Here is a 21,099-nt window from a genome sequence, read left to right as displayed (position 1 = left end):
GAGTCTGCGGCCAAAGGCCAGTGCGCAACATCATCAGACGGAGCGACGGCAAAGGGCCGCATTATATCGGCCCTTTGCCGGTGGTACAGCGTGTTTATGTGATAGAAACAGTCAATTAGACGGTCTGCACGATCATTTTCGGGAAAACTCGACAAATGTCTGCACCACGCGCTCCATCTGCGCCCGGCTGACATCCAGGTGAGTGACCATGCGCAGTCGTGGCGCGGCGCTCAACTTGATCCCGCGTTCGGCGGCAAAGGCCTTCAGCGCCTGGGCCTGATCACCGATCTGCACATACACCATGTTGGTTTGCACCGGCTCCACCTCAAAGCCGGCGTCGCGCAGTGCATCCCCCAGCCATTGGGCGTTGGCGTGGTCGTCCGCCAGGCGCTGCACTTGATGATCCAGGGCGTACAGGCCCGCCGCCGCCAGCGAGCCGGCCTGGCGCATGCCACCGCCGACCATCTTGCGCAGGCGCCGCGCCTTGGCGATCAGCGCCGTAGAGCCACACAGCACCGAGCCGATCGGCGCACCCAACCCTTTGGACAGGCACACCGACACCGAGTCGAAATGCTGGGCAATCTCCCGCGCATCCACACCGAGCTTCACCGCAGCGTTGTAGAGTCGCGCGCCATCCAAGTGCAACGCCAGGCCATGTTCACGGGTAAACGCGCGGGCTTTGGCCAGGTACGCCAGCGGCAGCACCTTGCCCTGCATGGTGTTTTCCAACGCTAACAAGCGGGTGCGGGCGAAGTGGAAGTCATCCGGCTTGATCGCCGCCAGTACGTGCTCCAGGTCCAGCGAACCGTCGGCTTGCACCTCCAGCGGCTGCGGCTGGATCGAGCCGAGCACCGCCGCGCCACCGCCTTCGTATTTGTAGGTGTGGGCCTGCTGGCCGACGATGTATTCCTCGCCGCGCTCACAGTGCGCCATCAGCGCCAGCAGGTTGCTCATGGTGCCGGTGGGCACGAACAGCGCGGCAGCGAAGCCCAGGCGCTTGGCCAACTCGGCTTCCAGCTGGTTGACGCTCGGGTCTTCGCCGTAGACGTCATCACCGCTGACGGCAGTGGCCATCGCGTCGAGCATGCCGGGGGTGGGTTGGGTCACGGTGTCGCTGCGCAGGTCTATGACGGTCATCCGGGGGCCTCTGAACTTTGTTGTCGTAGTGACGATTACTGCGGGCAAAGCCACGCAATATCAAGCCCCACGTGCATTCAATCGAATACCAACCAAACAAACCGATATAGCTTATCGATACGACGCTCGTGCAGTTTTTGAAAAACCATGTTAAAAACTCACCGCCGCCAGGGTTCTGGCGGCAACGTTCTCAGGGCGGGGTGTAATTCCCCACCGGCGGTAATTGCACGCAATGTGCATAGCCCGCGAGCGCTTGGCGCCTCGAACTGCTCACGCAGGACGGCGACAAGGTCAGCAGACCCGGTGTGATCCCGGGGCCGACGGTCATAGTCCGGATGAAGAGAGAACGGGATTGGCACCCAAGGGCCGCGCGCTGAACTCATGCCTGCATGACGCCGCTGTTCGTACCCTTGAAATCCCATTCGATTCATAACGCCCTGTTTTTTTCTTAAACAGGAGTCAGAACATGCAACCCACCGCAATCGACAGCAAAAGCAAAAACCACCACGGCGAGCGCGTCGCGTTTATCCAGGCCTGCTGGCACAAGGATATTGTCGACCAATCGCGCAAAGGCTTCCTCGCCGAAATGATCGCCCTGGGCTACCAGGAATCGGACATCGATTTCTTCGAAGTCGGCGGCGCCTTTGAAATGCCCCTGCACGCCAAGCTGCTGGCCAAGACCGGCCGTTACGCTGGTATCGTTGCCGCTGCACTGGTGGTGGACGGTGGCATCTACCGCCACGAATTCGTCGCCCAATCGGTGGTCAGCGGCCTGATGCAGGTGCAGCTGGAAACTGAAGTGCCGGTGTTCTCGGTATCCCTGACCCCGCATCACTTCCACGCCGGCAGCGAGCACCACACCTTCTTCTATGAGCACTTCGTGCATAAAGGCCAGGAAGCCGCGCGCACTTGCGCCGACACGCTGCACAAGGTGCGTGCGATCCGTCGCAGCGAGCCGCGTGCTGTAGCGGTCTAAGCAACACTGCAAAACCAATGTGGGAGCGGGCTTGCTCGCGAAAGCGCAGTGTCAGTCAATACATAAATGACTGACAGACGCCTTCGCGAGCAAGCCCGCTCCCACATTTGGATCCCTGCAAGCCTTAAGATTTAAGCCAGGCCAGCATCCGTGGTCGGCACGATCAATATCCCCGCCCGCAAACCATTCTTGACCTTCGGGTTCGGGAAGATGATGCGTGCGCCCTCCTCCTCGATGACCCAGCGGGTCTTGGCCACGTCTTCAGCCAACAGGTAACCCTTGGCCAACGGCGAAAAGTTTTCCACATCCGCCGGCAAGTGCAGCAGGAAGGCATCACTGTGCTTGATCACTTCGCGGGAGACGGCAAACAATTGCAGGCCATCAAGGCTTTCGGTTTCGGGTTCATTGCCCTCGATGATCTGCTTTAGGCGCGCTTCCAGGCGTGACACGTCCACGCCCTGGTTATGCCCGAATGGCCGCGCCTTGCCCAATTCCAGGGTGAAGGCCTCAGCGTCCAGTTGCTCGTAGGTGAACGCGGTGAAGGTGATCGAAGTTTTGTTCTGCAACAGCACCGCCTGCATACCGGCAGCATTCAGGCGCGCCAGCTCATGGCGCGAATGCTGGCGCCCGTCCTTGAACGGGTACAGCGCGAACTGCTCGATCTTCGAACCGCGAATGGCCGTGTGCAGGTCGTAATGCAGGCGCGAACGGCCTGGCTGGCTGAAGAAGCTGCGAGCCAACTGCTCAAGCTCGGCGGCACGCATGGCCTCCGGGCCGATGTTTTGTTCGTGACGGCCGTTGAACAGCCGGTTGACGTCCAGCTCCAGGTAACGCTCGCCGCGGCGCATGGCCTCGGGGTTACCGAACAGAAACAGAATACGCGTGCGGGGCTTGATCTCCCCACGGGCGATGCCATGCAACAGGCGGTCGAGCAATTCGATCGGCGCAGTTTCGTTGCCATGGATGCCGGACGACAGCAGCAGGTCGCTGCCGTTGTCCAATGCCAGCGGCGGGCGCACTTCAAGCGCGCCTTCGCTGAGCCAGCGCATCTGCACGCCGTCGACAGTCAGTTGAATTTTTTGCGCCGGTTCGCGACCGGCGAGGGTCAGTTCAAGCAGTTTGCCGAGGGCGAGCATAAGCAGCTTCCTTAGTGGTTGCAGCCAGGGCCGTGAACGTGATCGTCGTCATCACCTTCAACGTCGGCCGGTTCCATTTCCAATTGCAGGCTCATCAGGTTGGTGGCCAGCGGGCGCATCAGCAGGTTGGCGTATTCAGCGTCACCTTCTTCCACGTCCACGCCGATCAGCAGTTGGCCACGGCCGTCGTGCTGGATCCAGATCTCCTTGCCCTGCCAGACCACGGCAACGCGGGTGCAGGAGGTTTCCAGCTGGGTGCCGTCGGTGTCTTCAAGGATCAGTTTCAGGGTGTCGGTGGTCATAAATAGTTCTCAGCCATAGGGTGTAAAAAGAGGTGGCGTTAATTGATCTGGAAAGGATAAACCGAGCCCAGTTTAAGGATTTGCGTCAGTTCATCCAGTGCCGTCCGGCACTCAAGCAGCAATTGCGGGTCAGCCAGGTCGCTTTCACGCAGGCTGTCGCGGTAGTGCTTGTCGACCCATTGGGTCAGGGTTTCGTACAACGGCGCGGTCATGATAACGCCTGGGTTCACCGCCGCCAGTTCCGTTTCATTCAAGGCCACGCGCAAGCGCAGGCACGCCGGGCCACCGCCGTTCTGCATGCTTTGCTTGAGGTCGAACACTTTCACTTCGCGGATCAGCCCACCAGAGGCGGTCAGGCCTTGCAGGTACTGCCAGACACGCTCGTTGGCGCGGCATTCTTCCGGCACGATCAGCAGCATCGAGCCGTCGGCGCGGGTCAGCAACTGGCTGTTGAACAGGTAGGAACGCACCGCGTCCTCGACGCTGACCTGGGCGCGTGGCACACACACCGACTGGAAGTTGCCCCCCAGCTTGCCCAACTTGCCCTGTAGTTCGGCGAGCATCTGCTCGGTATTGAGGAACGCGTCCTCGTGGTAGAACAGCACTTCGCCGTTACCCACTGCGATCACGTCATTGTGGAACACGCCGGCATCGATCACCGCCGGGTTCTGCTGGCCGTACACCACGCCGTCGTCTTTCAAGCCGTGCAGGCGTGCAACCGCCTGGGAGGCTTCGAGGGTCTGGCGCGCCGGGTACTTTTGCGGCGCCGGGTAACGGGTGTCGAACGCACTGCGGCCGAACACGAAGAACTCAACCCCGGCCTCGCCGTAGTCACGGCAAAAACGCGTGTGGTTGGCCGCGCCTTCATCACCGAACTGCGCCACCGCCGGCAACGCGGCGTGATGGGCGAAGTGTTTGCCGTCCGCGAACATCGCCCCCAGCACGCGGCTGGTGGTCGGGTGCTCGATACTGCGGTGGTATTTGCAGTTGAGGTTGGCAGCAGTGAAATGCACGCGGCCATCCGCCGTGTCGGCGCTCGGGCTGACCGTGGCAGCGTTGGCCACCCACATGCTCGACGCCGAGCAGCTGGCCACCAGCAACGGCATCGCCTGCTTGGCGGCTTGCTGAATCACTTGGGCGTCAGTGCCGCTGAAACCCAGGTTGCGCAAGGCGGCCACGTCCGGGCGCTCTTGCGGCGCCAGCACGCCTTGCACAAAGCCCATGTCCATCAGGGCCTTCATTTTCTGCAGGCCCTGCAACGCCGCTTCCTTGGGGTTCGAAGACTGCTGGCTGTTGCTCTGGGACGCGACGTTGCCGTAGGACAAACCGCCGTAGTTATGGGTCGGCCCCACTAGACCGTCAAAATTGACTTCATAGGATTTCATCGGCGAGGCTCCACGAACATCTGTTTTTATAGGCATCAAATTACTTGAACACACCACAAATCAACTGTGGGAGCGGGCTTGTGTGGGAGCGGGCTTGCTCGCGAAAGCGGTGGTTCAGTCGCCAGATGTATTGACTGACACACCGTATTCGCGAGCAAGCCCGCTCCCACATGGGCCCCATCCACATTTAGATTAGCGTTACCCCTGGCGTCAGCGTTGCCGGGACCACCAAACTCGGGGTTTCCAGCGACGCCACCGGGTACGCGCAATAGTCCGCCGCGTAATACGCACTGGCGCGGTGGTTGCCCGAGGCGCCCACACCACCGAACGGCGCAGTGCTGGCGGCGCCAGTCAGCTGTTTGTTCCAGTTGACGATACCGGCACGGCTTTCCAGCCAGAACTGCTGGTAGCGCGCTTCGGAGTCCGACAACAACCCCGCAGCCAGGCCATATTGAGTGTTATTGGCCTCGGCAATCGCCCCGGCAAAATCAGCGTAGCGGATCACTTGCAGCAGTGGGCCGAACAGCTCTTCATCTTCGCGCTCGGTCACGCCAGTCACATCGATGATGCCAGCGGTCAGCAAAGCTGCTTGAGCCTGAGGCTGGGTCATTTCCAGCAGCGCCACGGCGCCATTGGCCAACATCAATTCCTGGGCGTCCATCAAGGCTTTGGCAGCGCCCAGGGAAATCACCGAGCCCATGAACGGCGCCGGCTGTTGATCGAATGCACCGACTGCAATCGTCGAGCTCACCGCCACCAGGCGCGCCAGCAACGCATCGCCCCAGGCGCCTTCGGGCACCAGCAAACGACGGGCACAGGTGCAACGCTGGCCGGCGGAAATAAATGCCGACTGAATAATGGTGTAGACCGCCGCGTCCACGTCGGCCACTTCGTCGACGACCAATGGGTTGTTGCCGCCCATTTCCAGGGCGAGGATCTTGTCCGGGCGCCCGGAGAACTGCTGGTGCAGATGATTGCCGGTGCGGCTGGAGCCAGTGAAGAACAAGCCGTCAATGCCTGGGTTGGCCGCCAGCGCTATGCCGGTTTCCCGCGCACCTTGCAGCAGGTTCAGCACGCCCGCCGGCAAACCGGCTTCGATCCAGCATTGCACGGTCAGCTCGGCGACTTTGGGGGTCAGTTCACTCGGTTTGAACAATACCGTGTTACCCGCCAGCAAGGCCGGGACGATATGCCCGTTGGGCAAATGGCCCGGGAAGTTGTAAGGGCCAAACACCGCCACCACACCGTGGGGTTTGTGACGCAATACGGCCGTGGCGTCGCCCAATGGGCCGCTCTTCTCGCCGGTACGTTCGCGGTAGCTTTGCACCGAGATGGCAATCTTGTTGGCCATGCTGGTGACTTCGGTGGCCGATTCCCACAGCGGCTTGCCGGTTTCCTCACCGATGCAGCGGGCGATTTCATCGGCGCGCGTTTTCAGCACGGCGGCAAAGGTTTCCAGCACACTGATGCGCTCTTCCAGCGGGCGGCGAGCCCAGCCGGGAAACGCCTGGCGCGCTGCCTGCACGGCCGACTCGACCTGCTCGGCGGTGGCGCCATTGCCGGCCCACAACACCTGCTGGGTCACCGGGTTGCGCGATTCAAACAGTTCACCCTGGCCAGCCAGCCAGCTACCTGCGATATACAGCGAATTCATTATTTAGACTCCCGAGCAGCAGACAACGCAACAGCGCGCACTTGATCACCCACCACCAGTTGCAGGCGCTTGGCGGTTTGCGGATCGACCACCAAGGTGCCTGCCGCCAGCCGGGCCGGAGCAGCTGTAATGCGGCACTCTTCGCGCTTGCGGTTATGGATCAGGAACGGCGTAGCGTCGTCCCCCGGCGTGCCGATGGCCAACACCAGCGACTGGCTGTCACGCACCGCACGGATTTTGCTGGTTTCACATTCCACCGCCGGGCCGGCGTCGAAGATATCGACGTAGCCCTGGTAGCTGAAGCCTTCACTCTTGAGCATGCTCAGCGCCGGCTCGGTGTCGGGGTGAACCTTGCCGATCACATTGCGCGCGTCTTCAGACAAGAAGCAGCTGTACAGAGGAAACTTGGGCATCAGCTCAGCGATAAACGCCTTATTGCCCACGCCGGTGAGGTAGTCGGCCTGGCTGAACTCCATCTTGAAAAAGTGCCGGCCCAGGCTTTCCCAGAAAGGCGAGCGCCCGGCCTCGTTGGACACGCCACGCATCTCGGCAATGATCTTGTTACCAAACAGCTGCGGGAACTCGGCGATAAACAGCATTCGCGCCTTGGCCAGCATGCGGCCGTTAAGGCCGTTGCGGTAATCGGCGTGCAGGAACAACGAGCACAATTCGGAATTGCCGGTGAGGTCGTTGGCCAAAAACAGCGTCGGAATCTCGCGGTAGATGTTCAGTTCCTGGGAAGCGCTGACTGTGAGGCCCACCCGGAAGTTGTACCAAGGCTCACGCAGGCCGACGGCACCGGCGATGGCAGAAATGCCCACCACGCGGCCTTCGTCGTTTTCCAGCACGAACAGGTAGTCGGCATCGCCACGCCCGGCTTCGCCACGGAAGGTTTTTTCCGCCCAGCCAACCCGGTGGGTCAGGCGTTCTTCGTTGGCCGGCAAGGTGGTGAGGCCGGTGCCGGTGCTGCGCGCCAGATCAATCAGGGCCGGTAAATCGCTGCTGCGTACGGGACGAACGATCATGCTATCTCCTCAGACGGGCCGCTTTGCAGCCACCCGCGAAACTCTCTTTTTAAACCGCTACCAGGCGCACACTCGCGCCTTCACCGACGCCCAGGGCTTCGGCCGCTTCCAGGTCCAGGGTCACGGGCTTGCCGGGCGCGTAGTCCAGTTCCAGCATCACCGCGCGGTAATCCTGCAACTGCGCGTTGCTCACCAGGTACTGGCGCCCGACACCCTTGACCATCTCGCCGATTTTTACCGGCACCACACGGCTCTGGGCGATCGAGCGAATGCCCGAAACCCGCGCGTGCAACGTTGGGCCACCGTCGAAGATGTCGATGTAATGGTCGGTCTCGAAGCCTTCGCGCATGAGGATGTCGAAGGTGATCTGCGCACGCGGGTGCACCTGGCCCATGGCTTCCTGGGCTTCGTCCGGCAACAGCGGCACGTAGATCGGGTAGTGCGGCATCAACTCGGCGAGGAAGGTGCGGCTTTTGAGCCCGCACAGGCGCTCGGCGGCGGCGTAGTTGAGGTCGAAGAAGTTGCGACCGATGGCGTCCCAGAACGGCGAGTCACCGTTCTCATCGCTGTAGCCGACAATTTCGGTCACCACCGAGTCGGCAAAGCGCTCGGGGTGGCTGGCGACGAACAGCAGGCGGCCACGGGAATTGAGTTCCGACCACGGCGAACCGACCAGCGCAGGCTGCACATAAAAACTGGTGAGCAGGCTGTTGCCGGTGAGGTCGTGGCACTGGGAAAGCACGTGGATCTTGTTGTGGATCTTCAGCTCGCGGGAAGCATGCACGAAGGTCTCGTTACGAAAGCTGTAGAACGGCTCCGAGTAACCGGCCGAGGCGACAATGGCCGAGCAGCCGGCAAGCTTGCCGGTCTCGGTGTCTTCGAGCACGAAGAAATAGCTTTCTTCACCGTTGAAACTCACCTCGGCCGCGAAGGACGCTTCGCTGGCGGCGATCTTGTCGCTCAGGCGTTCCACATCGTCCGGCAAGGAGGTGACACCAATCGGGCTGTCCGCAGCCAGACGCTGTACCTCGCCCAGATCAGCCATTTGCGCGGGGCGCATCACCAGCATGGTGTCACTCCTTAACTCGAAAAACTCACAGAGGGAAAAATGCCGGGCACGGTCTTGAAAACAGTGAGGTCAAGTGTGGGAGCGGGCTTGCTCGCGAAAGCGGTATGTCATTCAGCATTTAAGGTGACTGAACCACCGCCTTCGCGAGCAAGCCCGCTCCCACATTGAATCTTCACAGCTCCAATTAAGGGGCCCGGCACAAAAAATTGGGTTCGATGCTCAATTACCTGAGCACCGAACGGCCCATCAAGCTTGCGTCAGCGTCTTCACAGCACGTTCGAAGCGGTCCAGGCCTTCGTTGATATCCGCGTCTTCCACCACCAGACTCGGCGCGAAACGCACCACGTCGGGGCCGGCTTGCAGGATCATCAGGTTTTCTTTTTCGGCCGCGTTGAACACGTCCTTGGCTCGGCCTTTGAACGCGTCGCTCAGCACGCAACCGATCAGCAGGCCCATGCCGCGCACTTCGGTGAAGATGCCGTATTGCTTGCCGATCTGCTCCAGGCGCGCCTTGAACAGGTCGTGCTTGGCGTTTACGCCGGCCAGCACTTCTGGGGTGTTGATCACGTCGATCACCGCTTCCGCCACCGCACACGCCAGCGGGTTGCCGCCGTAAGTGGTGCCGTGGGTGCCGACCACCAGGTGCTTGGCCAGGTCTTCACGGGTCAGCATGGCTGCGATCGGGAAACCACCGCCCAGGCTCTTGGCGCTGGTGAGGATGTCTGGCGTCACGCCGTAATGCTGGTAGGCGAACAGGTGGCCGCTGCGGCCCATGCCGGTTTGCACTTCGTCGAACACCAGCAGCGCGTTATTGGCGTCGCACAGTTCGCGGGCACCTTGCAGGTAAGCCAGCTCGGCCGGCAATACGCCGCCTTCGCCCTGGATCGGCTCCAGCACCACAGCGCAGGTCTTGTCCGACACGGCCGCTTTGAGCGCGTCCAGGTCGTTATAAGGCACGTGGGTGATGCCGGTGATTTTAGGCCCGAAACCATCGGAGTACTTGGACTGGCCACCGACGTTGACGGTGAACAGGGTGCGGCCGTGGAAGCTGTTCAGCGCAGCAATAATCTCGTACTTCTCGGTGCCGAAACGGTCGAACGCCACGCGACGGGCCAGCTTGAAGGCGGCCTCGTTGGCTTCGGCGCCGGAGTTGCAGAAGAACACGCGCTCGGCAAAGGTAGCGTCGATCAGCTTATGGGCCAGGCGCAGGGCCGGCTCATTGGTGAACACGTTGGAGACGTGCCACAGCTTGTTGGCCTGTTCGGTCAGTGCTCCGACCAGCGCCGGGTGGGCGTGGCCCAATACATTGACCGCGATGCCGCCGGCAAAGTCGATCAGCTCGCGACCGGCCTGGTCCCAGACGCGCGAACCTGCGCCACGCACGGGGATAAAGGCGGCAGGTGCGTAGTTGGGCACCATCACCTGGTCGAAATCGGCACGTTGCACCGGGGCTTGCTCAACGGACATCGGAGTCTCCTGAAGAGGAACGCCTGCCTGGAACTGGCGGGCGATGCAGGGATTGTAAGGACAGTTTTCAGTGCGGCCTTGTCGCCAAGCGACAACTTCTTATAGCGCCAACCCGCGTTTTTGGCGGGTTTACGCCAATGCGACAAATAGCGTCGCAATGGCGCAGTTTAAACGCTGCATCGTTTCAGAGGCAGGGGCGTTGCCGGTTGATTTTCGCCAATTGCATTAACTATCTGCCTCCCTCACGTCCATCAGGCTTGCTGTGATGTCGGTGCCGCAACTCACTGAAGAATCAGCCACATGCCCAATCCGACTCAAACAACACTCACCCTACACCTTGAAAACGCTGCTCGCCGCGTGCCCATTAGCGCCCACAGCCGCCTTCCACCCTGGCTGGGCGAGGCCTCGAGTGCCCGGCGCGACGCCTTGAAAACCACCCGACTGCACTTCGCCGACTGGCTGGCCGACGCCAATCGCCAGCAACACATGCCGCTCAAACAGGCCATGGACCACCATTGGACCACGCAAAACCAGCTCGACAGTGCCCTGGCTGCACTTGAATCGCCTCAGGCTTTCGCCGCGCCCCTGCTGCAACAGGCTCTCAAGGCGCGGTTTGGTATTGAGCGCGATGTCAGCACGACGTTTTTGCGCCTCTACGCCCCCCTGACGATACCGCTGTTCCCCATAGAAACCGGTGGGGTCAAGGCATGGACAGTGTCGCTGGTGGACGCGGCGCTGCACAATTTCGACGCAACCGAAGGCCAACCAGCCGCCTACACCGACGACTCCACCTTCATCACCCAACCGGCGGCCACCGGTCAGTTCGACACCCTGCCCGCCGTGACCGATAAAATCAGCATCGTGCAATTTGTCGGACTGTGCCGTGAGCTGGACATCGGCGCGCAGTACCAACGCTACCTCAAAGGCTTTTTCGGCTTCCAAAATGCCACGCTCCAGGCATCGCTGCGCAGCAAGGTGATCGCCAATCTCAAAGCCGAGGCGCTTACCTGCGTGCAGATGGCGCGCCTGAAAAAAGACGCGAGCGAATCGACGCTGCGCACACTCCGGGCGCACCTCTCCGGCCATCGCGGCCTGACGTTGCAAGGCAAGACCCTGCTCAACCACGATTTGAGCCTGATGGGCGCGCCGCTGACAGGCGTGGTGCTGTTCGCCGCCGACCTTGAGTCGCACCAGACTGCCGTGCCCGTGGTGGCGTACATTCCCGGCGACCCACAGGCACCTCTCAAGTACTACGCCAACGGCACTGCGTTCATGCGCGACCTCGCCGACAAGCTACGCGGCCCCGACTATCAGGCGTTTTTCAGCCGTTTCGTCAATCAGGAACACCGCGGCTACTTTTTCGCCGACCTTAACAACCGCCTGTCCCACATTGTCTGGCACCCGCCGCAGCCAGGCGACCCGCGTCCCACCTGGCATAAAGAGCCCGTGGCGAAGCCCAACCTGCAGTTTTACGCGACAAAAATCCCTGGCGAGCTGTTCGAACACCTGTATCAGAGCAAACTCAACAAGCTACTCAATGATGCGCGAGCCCTCGCCGTCCCCACCGCCGACGCCGACAGCAAGGCTCGCTGGCAGCGTTGGGACATCGTGCAGAAGGTCGGCAAAGCCATTCTCGAAATCGCCGCCTTTATCGTGACCCCTTTCGTGCCGCCGCTGGGCGCGCTGATGCTGGGCTACAGCGCTTATCAACTGCTCGACGAAGTGTTTGAAGGCATCATTGACTGGGCCGAAGGCCTCAAACGCGAGGCCCTTGAGCACTTGATGTCAATCACAGAACAAATGGTGCAATTGGGCCTGTTCGCGGTCGGCGCCCCCATTGCTCAAGGCTTGTTGCGACAGGCGCTGCCGAAAAAACTATGGGATTTTTTTGACTCCCTCACCCCCGTTACCGACGGCGACAAAACTCGCCTGTGGCCCGCCGACCTGGCGCCCTATGCCCATGACATTCAACTGCCGCCTGAGTCACGCCCCAGTGACGAGGGGCTGCATGCGCACACCGACAAACAGATCCTCGCGCTTAATGGGCAACACTTTTCCATTCAGCAGGAAGCAGGCAGCACCTACCTTGGCCACCCCGGCCGCACACACGCCTACCGCCCGCGGATCAGCGGTAATGGCAAGGGCGCCTGGCTGATGCCCACCGATCGCCCGCTGACATGGGATCGCAACACCTTGCTGCGTCGGCTCGGTGCACCGGCCGACGAACTCACTGAGGCCCGCCTGGAATGGGCCCATCGCATCAGCGGCAGCGACGATGGGGCTTTGCGCAAGCTGTACATGGATCGTCAACCTGCGCCGGGGCTGCTGGCCGACACCCTCAAGCGCGTCGCCATCGACCAGCATCTCCAGGATTTCATCGACCAGATGAACAGCGATGATCCACAGCAATATCAAAAAGCCGATACCCAAACCCAACTGTGGCTGCTGAGCCAGACCAGCCTGTGGCCAGAAACCAAGACCTTGCGCTTTCTCAACGCCAAAGGTGAAACCGTCTGGGAGCACCGGGGCCGGGAAGACGCGGCAGTGGCCCAGATACATGAGGCCCAGATGAAAAATGGCGACTTGCTGAAAACCCTGCTGGAAACCCTGAACGAATCAGAGCGCAAAACCCTGCTTGAAGAACCCTTCGGTACGCCTGCCGCGCAACTGCACGTGCGCGCGGCAACATTGCGTAAACGGTTGGCACGCCAAGCCCGGAACCGTCAAGCCGGCATGTTTGACTCACGCTATCGAGGGCTGGAGACAACCCGCGACCCGCGCGTGCAAAAAATCATCGACAGCGCACCCGGCCTGCCCATCAGTGTTGCGCAAGAGGTGCTATTCGGCGCCACGGGCCAGGAGCTGCTGGAGATGGATCAAGGCATCCTGCCTCAGCGCCTGAGAGACCTCGCACGCTGGGCCGCCCATGAGGTCAGAATCAGCCGCGCATATGAAGGCCTGTATATGGAAGCCCTGGAAAGTGGCGATACGCAGCGCCTCGCCCTGCATTCCCTGGAAAACCTGCCGGGCTGGTCTCCCCTGGTACGCCTGGAAGTACGCAATTTTCGCCGCACCGGCACCTTACGAGACGCCGTCGGGCCTTCCGAGGGATCAATCCAACGCACTCTCGTGCGTACGATCGAGGGCCAATACATCCCTGAAGACGGCAAGGGCACCCTGTTCGGTGAAACCGACCTGTATACCGCCGTTATCCAAGCCTTGCCCGATACGCAGCGCGATGAACTGGGCATGCAAATCGGGCAAGGCCCACTGCTGCAAAATGCCCTGCGTCAATACGCCCTGGGCCGTGAGCCACTGGGTGAGCTGCTGGCGACCGACCCGGTGCGCAAGCCCACTTACGACCCCAGGCTGATGCGCCTGCCCGGCGGCATGGAGGGCTACGGCGCCGTAGCGCCAAACCATAACCTTGAGGCTCAATTACTGCGCGAGCTATACCCCAGCCTCAACCAGGAGCAAACGACCTATCTACTGTCCGCGCTACACACCTTTGCGGGCTCGCCCTTACTGACGCTTCAATACCTCAAGAGCGAGTTCTCACAGCTGGAAACCGTCCTGGCAAGCTGGCGCTCCAACCTCTCCGAAGTCTTCCTCAACCCCCAAGTACCGCTGTTTTCCTCGACGGTGGCCGAAGAGCGGCTTCATCGCTGGATCTGGACCCACCAACTGGTCCGTGCCTGGCGTCATGAAACCCCGCAGGACACAGAATTTGCCACCGGCCGCCAATTACACCTCACCGCACCCACACACGGCGAACTCCCGGTACTGAGTGCCAACTTCGACCACATCTCCAACCTGGGATTGAGGGGCTACCCCACCACTCGCGGTGCGCCTGCCTTCGTGGCTCGCTTCCCTAATCTGCGCACACTGGCGATCAACGATATAGCACTCAACACCCTCCCCCCTGAGGTAATGGCGCTGCCCCATCTCAACAGCCTGACGCTGCGTAATTGCAACATCAACCTGACCATGCAAAGCCGTGCCCAGCTTGCCCTGATGACCCGGCTTAAAAACCTGGACCTCTCCAACAACCGTCAACTGTCACTGTCCCCCAACCTTGGGCAAATGCCCGAGTTGCAGACACTGAACCTGAGCCACACGTATATTTCGCTGTTCCCCGAACACCTGCTGACTCGCCTTCAACTGACGAGCGCCAACCTCAGCAATAACTACTTGAGCAGGTTGCCTGAAGACCTGTTTAACCTGCCTGCCGAAAAAGCCAGAGCCTTTAACTTGTCGGGCAACCCGCTCTCACGCGTCACGCTGGAAAAGATCAAAACCTATTGCCAAAGGACCGGCGAACACTTCGGCGCAGACGCCAACCCGGCCGAGCGCCGCCTGGTTCAAGAGCTTTACCCCACCTACAGCGCCAATCAGGCGAATAACTTGATCTTCAGGTTGCCCGGTAGCCTGAATAACTCAATGGCAATACTCGAACGCCTCAAAGCTGATAAGGCCGACTACGAGCGCCTGCAAGCAGACTTGGGAGAATGGGTGCTGGATGTACCCGAACGGTATCCGTTCATCAACACCCCTATAGACGAAGGGGTCCGCGCACAGCAACAAATCCTTCGACGCCAGGCCAAGGCTGTACTGGAAGCCGGCTGGCGCGGGGAAACACGACTGGACTCAAGCCAGGAGCCACCGACAAGCACCCATGAAATAAAGCTGAAACTGCCGCTGCTCGGCGATTTACCGGCACTGAATATCAATTTCAAACATGTGTCGAAGATGGAACTGGCGGGAGAGCAAACAACCTCGATCCCGCAGGGTTTTCTTGAGCGCTTCCCCAACCTGGAAACCCTGCATATCCGCAGTTATGCCCTGCCAGACATCCCTGCGGGGGTGTTCAAGCTGACGCAGCTCAAGACACTGATCATCTCCCGTAGCCGTGTACAGCTGACGGCCACCAGCGCAGCCGCCCTTAGCGACCTGCACAATCTTGAATACCTGGACCTGAGTGGCAATCCATTGGGGCTGACGCCGGACGTCAGCAAGATGACCGGGTTAACCAGCCTGATCATCGAAGGCGCGGGCCTTACAGAGGTGCCCAACGGAACATTCAATCTGCCATTGCTCAGTCAACTGGATTTGCGCGACAACCAGATCACCGAGTTACCCACCGACATACTGGAAGTGGAGCCAGGCAGAGCCGACGGCTTCGTTCTCAGCGGCAACACCTTCTCGCCGGAGACCATCACGCTGCTGGTGCCCTATTACCATCGCCACGCTGTGGACTTTGAAATCCCTGAAGTCAGGCAGCGCGCGCAGTTGAACCCAACCAACTCAACCGACACGTCGGAGGACGAGTCGGAACAGTAACAGGGCGCTCAACCGCGCTCAGACGGCACCGACGACAATTCAAACGGGCTGCTGCTGCGCCGCTGGTTACGGTCTTCACGCGGGGTGGCGCCAAAGAAGTTGCGGTAGGCGCTGGAGAAGTGCGGCCCCGAGGAGAAGCCGCACGACAGGCCGATCTGGATGATCGACTTGCTGGTTTGCATAAGCATCTGGCGGGCCTTGTTCAGGCGCAATTCCAGGTAGTACTGGCTGGGGACGCGATTGAGGTACTGCTTGAAGATCCGCTCGAGTTGTCGTCGCGACACGCACACATGCTGGGCAATTTCGTCGGTGGTCAGCGGCTCTTCGATATTGGCTTCCATCAGCAACACCGCCTGGGTCAGCTTCGGATGGCTGGAACCCAGGCGGTTTTGCAGCGGAATACGCTGACGCTCGCCGCCTTCGCGGATGCGCTCCACCACCAGTTCCTCGGAGACCGCACCGGCCAGTTCGGCGCCGTGGTCACGGGCCAACACGGCCAGCAACAGGTCGAGCACCGACATGCCGCCGCAGGCGGTCAGGCGGTCGCGGTCCCAGTCGAACAAATGGCTGGTGGCGATCACCTTGGGGAAACGCTCGGCGAAGTCATCCTGCCAGCGCCAATGCACGGCGGCGCGGTAGCCGTCGAGCAAACCCAACTGGGCCAGTGGGTACACGCCCGCCGACAAGCCACCAATCACACACCCGGCCCGAACAAGCTGCTTGAGCGCGGTGCTGAGCTGAGAGGCGATCACGGTCGGCGGTTCGTCCGCCAGCAGGAACAGTTTCTGGAAGCCTTCAAGCTTGCCGGCCCAAGGCTCGCCCGGTAATTGCCAGGCCCCTTCGGTGCGCGGTTCGGCCTGCAAGAACGACAGTTCGTACACCACGTCCGGATGCACCCGCTGAGCAACGCGCAAGGCCTCCTCAGCCAGCGCAAGCGTGAGTGCTTTTGTGCTGGGCCAAATCAGGAAACCAATTTTATGGGCGGTCATGGAGTGCTATCCGAAGCGAGTAACAGTAATGAAGACAAGGGCCAATGCTAGCCGGTAAACCAACACAAATCTCAAAACAAATGGAGATCCAATGTGGGAGCTGGCTTGCCTGCGATAGCGGTGGGTCAGTTGGCACATCTTTAACTGATACACCGCTATCGCAGGCAAGCCAGCTCCCACAGGGAACGAGGCGACCTCAAGGCTGCGAAATATGCACTATTTGAGTGCACAAAAGCAGTCTTGATTATTTCAGGCTACCCGAAAGGAACTGCTGCAACCGCTCGGACTGCGGGTTCACCAGCACTTCGCGCGGGTTGCCACGTTCTTCAACGATGCCTTTGTGCAAAAACACCAACTGGTTGGAGACTTCACGGGCAAAGCCCATTTCGTGGGTCACCACCACCATGGTGCGGCCTTCCTGGGCCAGGTCCTGCATCACCTTGAGTACTTCGCCGACCAGTTCCGGGTCGAGGGCCGAGGTGGGTTCATCGAACAGCATCACCTCCGGCTCCATCGCCAGGGCGCGGGCGATGGCCACGCGCTGCTGTTCGCCGCCGGACATGTGGCCGGGGAACGCATCCTTACGATGGCCCACGCCGACTTTGGCCAGGTAGTGCTCGGCCTTTTCACGCGCGTCTTTTTTCGACATGCCCAACACATGCACCGGCGCTTCCATCACGTTTTCCAGCGCGGTCATGTGCGACCACAGGTTGAAATGCTGGAACACCATCGACAGCCGCGAACGCATGCGCTGCAGTTGTTTCGGGTCGGCGGCCTTCATGGCGCCGTCCTTGTTGGCCACCAGTTTCAGCTCTTCGTTATTGAGCAAAATCTTGCCGGCGTGGGGTTGCTCCAGCAGGTTGATGCAGCGCAAAAAGGTACTTTTGCCCGAACCACTGGAACCGATGATGCTGATCACATCACCGGCCGCGGCGGCCAGGGACACGCCTTTGAGCACTTCATGACTGCCATAGCGTTTATGCAGGTCTTGGACTTCAAGTTTGTACATGCGGTCGGTTCTCACAAAAACAGGTGGTCAGTCGTTGAGCAAGCGCCCGTGACGCAGCGCTTCGCGCCCCGCCACCTTGGCCAGCCAGAAACCCGCTTGGGCATAACGTAGCCGTTCAACGGCAAACAACACCCCGGATGTACCCGCGCAGACAATGCTGACGCGGTCAGTCAGAGGGTCAATCACTTCAAAAATCTCATCGCCCGCCTGCACCGAATCACCGGCTTTACGCAGGTAACTGATGACGCCGGCATGGGGCGCGAACAACAATTCGGTGCCTTCAAACGGCAAGCCTTCGCACGCTTCGTATTGCGGCGCCGGCCATTGGCCTGTGATCAAGCCCTGCTCGGCGAGGAACGCCAGGATGCCCTCGGCGTGGAAAATCGCTTCATCACGGCCGGTGTCGGCCTGGCCGCCCAATTCCAGGGTAGTCGCCAGGCACGCCAGTGGAATCTGCGCGTCCGGGAACGCCTGCGACAGACGCAACCACGGCAGCGAGCACGCCTCATCAAACGAACTGCCGCCGGAGTCTTCCGCCAGCAGGCCGACTTTCACATTCAAGTGCGCCGACAACGAGCGCCACTGCGGCCAGTGCTGGGGCAGCGCATACATGTGCAATGCAGCTTCGGCGTCGCAATGCAGGTCAAGGACGATATCGGCGCTGCAGGCGTGGCTGAGCAAAATGCGCTGCATGCCTTGCAGCTGACTGCTCGGCGCGGGCAATGCGGCGAGTGCGTCGGCCATCGCCTGGCGGATCATGCGCACATTGGCGTGAGCATCATCACCCAGCTTGCCCTTGAGCAACTCGGCAACCGGCGCGCTCAACTCGACGAAATCACGGTTGAAATTCTTACCGCTGCCCACCTCGAAACGCCCCTGGTGGCTGCCTTGCAGCAGTTGGCCCAGGCCCATCGGGTTGGCCACCGGCACCAGCTCGATCACCCCGTTGAGGGCGCCTTGCTGTTCAAGCTCGGTAAGGCGCTTTTTCAGCTCCCACGCCGCGCGCATCCCCGGCAATTCGTCGGCGTGCAGGCTGGCCTGGATATAGGCCTTGCGCTCGCCAGTGCCGAAACGAAATACGCTCAGTTGGCGCTCGCAGCCCAGGTGACCCCAGGGCAACAGGTGATCGATACGTTCCATATCAATGCTTCCGTGGAGCCAGGTAGCTCAGCCAGCGGCGCTCGGCCAACTTGAACAGGCGCACCAGGATAAAAGTCAGGCACAAGTAGAACACGCCGGCGGTGATATAGGCTTCGAACGGCAAGTAGTACTGGGCGTTCACGGTGCGTGCAGCACCGGTGATGTCGATCAAGGTGACGATGGACGCCAGGCTGGTGGTCTGCAACATCATGATCACTTCGTTGCTGTACTGCGGCAGCGCACGGCGCAGGGCCGACGGCAGCAGGATGCGGCGGTACAGCTTGTAGCGCGACATGCCCATGGCCTTGGCCGCTTCGATCTCACCGTTCGGCGTGGCCTTGAGGCTGCCGGCGATGATTTCGGCGGTGTAGGCGCTGGTGTTGATCGCAAAGGCCAGGCACGCGCAGAACGTGGCGCTCGACAGCAGCGGCCACAGGAAGCTTTCACGCACCGCTTCGAATTGCGCCAGGCCGTAGTAGATCAAAAACAGCTGCACCAGCATCGGCGTGCCGCGAATCACGTAGGTGTAGAGCCAGGCCGCGCCGTTGATGACCGGCTGCTTGGACACGCGCATCAAGCCCAGAGGCAAGGCAGCGAGCAAGCCGAAGAACAGCGAAATGGCCAGCAGTTTCAGGGTGGTTACCAGGCCGCCAACGTACAGCGGCATAGCCTCCCAGATGACGTTGTAGTCGAAGATCATAGATCAGCCGCCCTTACGCCTACCGAGTAGCGCTTCTCAAGGTAACGCAGGGCCAGCAACGACACGCTGGTGATCACCAGGTACATCGCCGCCACTGCGAGGAAGAAGGTAAAAGGCTCGCGGGTGGCGTCTGCCGCCTGCTTGGCCTTGAACATCATGTCTTGCAGGCCCACCACCGAAATCAGCGCGGTGGCCTTGGTGAGTACCAGCCAGTTGTTGGTAAAACCAGGGATCGCCAGCCGGATCATCTGCGGCACCATCACCCGGAAAAACACCTGGAAACTGCTCATGCCATACGCAAGGCCGGCCTCGGCCTGGCCCTTGGGGATGGCCATGAAGGCGCCACGGAAGGTTTCCGAGAGGTAGGCGCCAAAGATGAAACCCAGGGTGCCGATACCGGCGGCCAAGGGGTTCAAGTCGATATAGTCGTCATAGCCGAGCATCGGCGCGACGCGGTTAAGCAGGTCCTGGCCGCCGTAGAAAATCAGCAGAATCAGCACCAGGTCGGGGATCCCGCGGATCACCGTGGAGTACAAGTCACCCAGCCAAGCCAGCCAGCGCACCGGCGACAGGCGTAACGCGACCCCGATCAGACCCAGAACAATGGCCAAGGCCATGGACGACAAGGCGAGCTGAAGCGTCAACCATGCGCCATCGAGGATGACAGCCCCGTAGCCGTTCAACATGATTCAGGTCCTCGAAAAGGGGGATGAAAAAATGGCGCAAACCTCAGGAATTCTGTTGCTTGCGCCATTTAGGACAGACAGCTGCGACGAGTTACTTAGGGTCAGCGCCGTAAATATCGAAGTCGAAGTATTTGTCCTGGATTTTCTTGTATTCGCCGTTGGCACGGATCGCCGCGATGGCCGCGTTGATCTTGTCCAGGTCGGCCTTGTCGCCTTTGCGTACCGCGATGCCGATACCGTCACCGAAGTACTTGGCGTCGGTGAACTGTGGGCCCACGAACGCGTAGCCTTTACCGGCCGGGGTTTTCAGGAAGCCGTCTTGCAACAGGGTGGCGTCGGCCACGGTGCCATCGAGGCGACCGGCTTCCACGTCCAGGTAGATTTCGTTCTGCGAGCTGTAAGGCACAACCGTGACGCCTTTAGGCGCCAGGACTTCCTTGGCGAAACGATCGTGGATCGAACCGCGTTGCACGCCGATTTTCTTGCCCTTCAATTCATCCAGGCTGTCGCTGACCTTGGTGCCTTCCTTCATCACCAGCTGCGCTGGGCTCAGGTAATAGCGGTTGGTGAAGTCCACAGACTTCTTGCGGTCTTCGGTGATGGACATGGACGACAGGATCGCGTCGATCTTGCGCACCTTGAGCGCAGGGATCAGGCCGTCGAATTCCTGCTCGACCCATACGCACTTGACCTTCATCTCAGCGCACAGGGCATTGCCGATGTCGTAGTCAAAACCGACGATGCTGCCATCCGGCGCCTTCGAGGCAAACGGAGGGTAAGCCGCTTCGATACCAATTTTCAGAGGCTTTTCATCAGCGAAGGCCTGCATGGACAGCACGGACAGCGCCAGGGCGCCCAACAGCACAAGTTTCTTCATCTTGGGACTCCATCGGTATAGGGCAAAAAGCAGAATGAGCCGTGGCCCACGATGCGACTTAAGTGAAACCGAATAGCGGTGCTGCGTCCTACCCCGAATTGATACAGGAGACGACGAGCGAGTGATCGGCATTCTAACGACAGGCCGGAAGCCGATATTTCCTCAATGCGACAACAATTTACAGAAGCACTGAGAAAGCGGTTCCAG

16 protein-coding genes and 1 riboswitch are annotated in these 21,099 nt (G+C 60.6%); of the genes, 2 read left to right on the top strand and 14 right to left on the bottom strand.

Annotation, left to right across the window (positions count from 1 at the left end; all coding sequences use genetic code 11):
* Positions 1-132: 132 nt before the first annotated feature.
* Entirely contained in the window at positions 133-1,137 is a 1,005-nt protein-coding gene (gene ltaE / locus FFI16_RS03710) for a low-specificity L-threonine aldolase (RefSeq protein WP_138814195.1), read from the bottom strand.
* 182 nt (positions 1,138-1,319) lie between these two features.
* Positions 1,320-1,489, top strand: a riboswitch (FMN riboswitch).
* 114 nt (positions 1,490-1,603) lie between these two features.
* Between ltaE and FFI16_RS03705 the strand changes: the two genes are divergently transcribed.
* Complete coding sequence (locus tag FFI16_RS03705; protein ID WP_138814194.1) at positions 1,604-2,113, top strand: 6,7-dimethyl-8-ribityllumazine synthase; 510 nt, start codon at positions 1,604-1,606, stop codon at positions 2,111-2,113.
* Between the two features lie 131 nt (positions 2,114-2,244).
* Here FFI16_RS03705 and astE read toward each other — a convergent pair whose 3' ends face one another.
* From astE to FFI16_RS03670, 7 genes are all read right to left on the bottom strand, one after another.
* Positions 2,245-3,249 carry a succinylglutamate desuccinylase gene (gene astE / locus FFI16_RS03700; protein WP_138814193.1) on the bottom strand — a complete coding sequence of 335 codons (1,005 nt, stop codon included), beginning with the start codon at positions 3,247-3,249 and terminating at the stop codon, positions 2,245-2,247.
* A gap of 11 nt (positions 3,250-3,260) precedes the next feature.
* Positions 3,261-3,551, bottom strand: a complete 291-nt coding sequence (locus FFI16_RS03695; protein WP_003214319.1) for a hypothetical protein — start codon at positions 3,549-3,551, stop codon at positions 3,261-3,263.
* Positions 3,552-3,589: 38 nt separating this feature from the next.
* Positions 3,590-4,936: an N-succinylarginine dihydrolase gene (gene astB, locus FFI16_RS03690; protein ID WP_138814192.1), complete on the bottom strand. Its 1,347-nt coding sequence runs from the start codon at positions 4,934-4,936 to the stop codon at positions 3,590-3,592.
* Positions 4,937-5,123: 187 nt separating this feature from the next.
* The gene (gene astD, locus FFI16_RS03685; protein WP_178112722.1) at positions 5,124-6,593 is read right to left on the bottom strand and encodes a succinylglutamate-semialdehyde dehydrogenase; all 1,470 of its coding nucleotides are present in this window, start codon (positions 6,591-6,593) and stop codon (positions 5,124-5,126) included.
* On the bottom strand, positions 6,590-7,615 hold the full coding sequence (gene astA / locus FFI16_RS03680; RefSeq protein ID WP_106576117.1) for an arginine N-succinyltransferase: 1,026 nt from the start codon (positions 7,613-7,615) through the stop codon (positions 6,590-6,592). Before astA ends, astD begins: the two co-directional genes overlap by 4 nt.
* Positions 7,616-7,664: 49 nt before the next feature.
* Entirely contained in the window at positions 7,665-8,684 is a 1,020-nt protein-coding gene (gene aruF / locus FFI16_RS03675; protein ID WP_017138424.1) for an arginine/ornithine succinyltransferase subunit alpha, read from the bottom strand.
* 246 nt (positions 8,685-8,930) lie between these two features.
* Entirely contained in the window at positions 8,931-10,151 is a 1,221-nt protein-coding gene (locus FFI16_RS03670; RefSeq protein WP_138814190.1) for an aspartate aminotransferase family protein, read from the bottom strand.
* A 426-nt stretch (positions 10,152-10,577) separates the two neighbouring features.
* On the opposite strand from FFI16_RS03670, the gene FFI16_RS03665 reads away from it, so the two are divergent.
* The gene (locus tag FFI16_RS03665; RefSeq protein ID WP_256666227.1) at positions 10,578-15,491 is read left to right on the top strand and encodes a leucine-rich repeat domain-containing protein; all 4,914 of its coding nucleotides are present in this window, start codon (positions 10,578-10,580) and stop codon (positions 15,489-15,491) included.
* Between the two features lie 8 nt (positions 15,492-15,499).
* Here the strand turns inward: FFI16_RS03665 and FFI16_RS03660 are convergent, their stop codons facing one another.
* The 6 genes from FFI16_RS03660 to FFI16_RS03635 all read right to left on the bottom strand — a co-directional run bounded on the left by FFI16_RS03660 (position 15,500) and on the right by FFI16_RS03635 (position 20,892).
* A complete protein-coding gene (locus FFI16_RS03660) occupies positions 15,500-16,480 on the bottom strand; it encodes a GlxA family transcriptional regulator (RefSeq protein WP_017138427.1) in 981 nt (326 codons plus the stop codon).
* A 244-nt stretch (positions 16,481-16,724) separates the two neighbouring features.
* Positions 16,725-17,489: an ABC transporter ATP-binding protein gene (locus FFI16_RS03655; RefSeq protein ID WP_003214336.1), complete on the bottom strand. Its 765-nt coding sequence runs from the start codon at positions 17,487-17,489 to the stop codon at positions 16,725-16,727.
* Between the two features lie 27 nt (positions 17,490-17,516).
* The gene (locus tag FFI16_RS03650; RefSeq protein ID WP_138814188.1) at positions 17,517-18,629 is read right to left on the bottom strand and encodes a succinylglutamate desuccinylase/aspartoacylase family protein; all 1,113 of its coding nucleotides are present in this window, start codon (positions 18,627-18,629) and stop codon (positions 17,517-17,519) included.
* A 1-nt stretch (position 18,630) separates the two neighbouring features.
* Positions 18,631-19,329: an ABC transporter permease gene (locus tag FFI16_RS03645; protein ID WP_138814187.1), complete on the bottom strand. Its 699-nt coding sequence runs from the start codon at positions 19,327-19,329 to the stop codon at positions 18,631-18,633.
* On the bottom strand, positions 19,326-20,015 hold the full coding sequence (locus FFI16_RS03640) for an ABC transporter permease (protein WP_017138431.1): 690 nt from the start codon (positions 20,013-20,015) through the stop codon (positions 19,326-19,328). Before FFI16_RS03640 ends, FFI16_RS03645 begins: the two co-directional genes overlap by 4 nt.
* 91 nt (positions 20,016-20,106) lie before the next feature.
* On the bottom strand, positions 20,107-20,892 hold the full coding sequence (locus FFI16_RS03635) for an ABC transporter substrate-binding protein (RefSeq protein WP_138814186.1): 786 nt from the start codon (positions 20,890-20,892) through the stop codon (positions 20,107-20,109).
* Between the last annotated feature and the right edge of the window lie 207 nt (positions 20,893-21,099).

The sequence above is a fragment of the Pseudomonas sp. KBS0710 genome, assembly GCF_005938045.2.
GTDB lineage: Bacteria > Pseudomonadota > Gammaproteobacteria > Pseudomonadales > Pseudomonadaceae > Aquipseudomonas.
Note: the sequence above shows the minus strand (reverse complement) of the source record. Positions and strands in the feature narration are given on the sequence as shown.

Bases quoted from the DNA above. Each gene is read 5' to 3' on its own strand.
- FFI16_RS03670 (WP_138814190.1), bottom strand. From the start codon at position 10,151: ATGTCCGTTGAGCAAGCCCCGGTGCAACGTGCCGATTTCGACCAGGTG.
- FFI16_RS03655 (WP_003214336.1), bottom strand. From the start codon at position 17,489: ATGTACAAACTTGAAGTCCAAGACCTGCATAAACGCTATGGCAGTCAT.
- FFI16_RS03640 (WP_017138431.1), bottom strand. From the start codon at position 20,015: ATGTTGAACGGCTACGGGGCTGTCATCCTCGATGGCGCATGGTTGACG.
- FFI16_RS03645 (WP_138814187.1), bottom strand. From the start codon at position 19,329: ATGATCTTCGACTACAACGTCATCTGGGAGGCTATGCCGCTGTACGTT.
- astE (WP_138814193.1), bottom strand. From the start codon at position 3,249: ATGCTCGCCCTCGGCAAACTGCTTGAACTGACCCTCGCCGGTCGCGAA.
- FFI16_RS03695 (WP_003214319.1), bottom strand. From the start codon at position 3,551: ATGACCACCGACACCCTGAAACTGATCCTTGAAGACACCGACGGCACC.
- FFI16_RS03650 (WP_138814188.1), bottom strand. From the start codon at position 18,629: ATGGAACGTATCGATCACCTGTTGCCCTGGGGTCACCTGGGCTGCGAG.
- astA (WP_106576117.1), bottom strand. From the start codon at position 7,615: ATGATCGTTCGTCCCGTACGCAGCAGCGATTTACCGGCCCTGATTGAT.
- FFI16_RS03660 (WP_017138427.1), bottom strand. From the start codon at position 16,480: ATGACCGCCCATAAAATTGGTTTCCTGATTTGGCCCAGCACAAAAGCA.
- FFI16_RS03635 (WP_138814186.1), bottom strand. From the start codon at position 20,892: ATGAAGAAACTTGTGCTGTTGGGCGCCCTGGCGCTGTCCGTGCTGTCC.
- astB (WP_138814192.1), bottom strand. From the start codon at position 4,936: ATGAAATCCTATGAAGTCAATTTTGACGGTCTAGTGGGGCCGACCCAT.
- ltaE (WP_138814195.1), bottom strand. From the start codon at position 1,137: ATGACCGTCATAGACCTGCGCAGCGACACCGTGACCCAACCCACCCCC.
- aruF (WP_017138424.1), bottom strand. From the start codon at position 8,684: ATGCTGGTGATGCGCCCCGCGCAAATGGCTGATCTGGGCGAGGTACAG.
- FFI16_RS03705 (WP_138814194.1), top strand. From the start codon at position 1,604: ATGCAACCCACCGCAATCGACAGCAAAAGCAAAAACCACCACGGCGAG.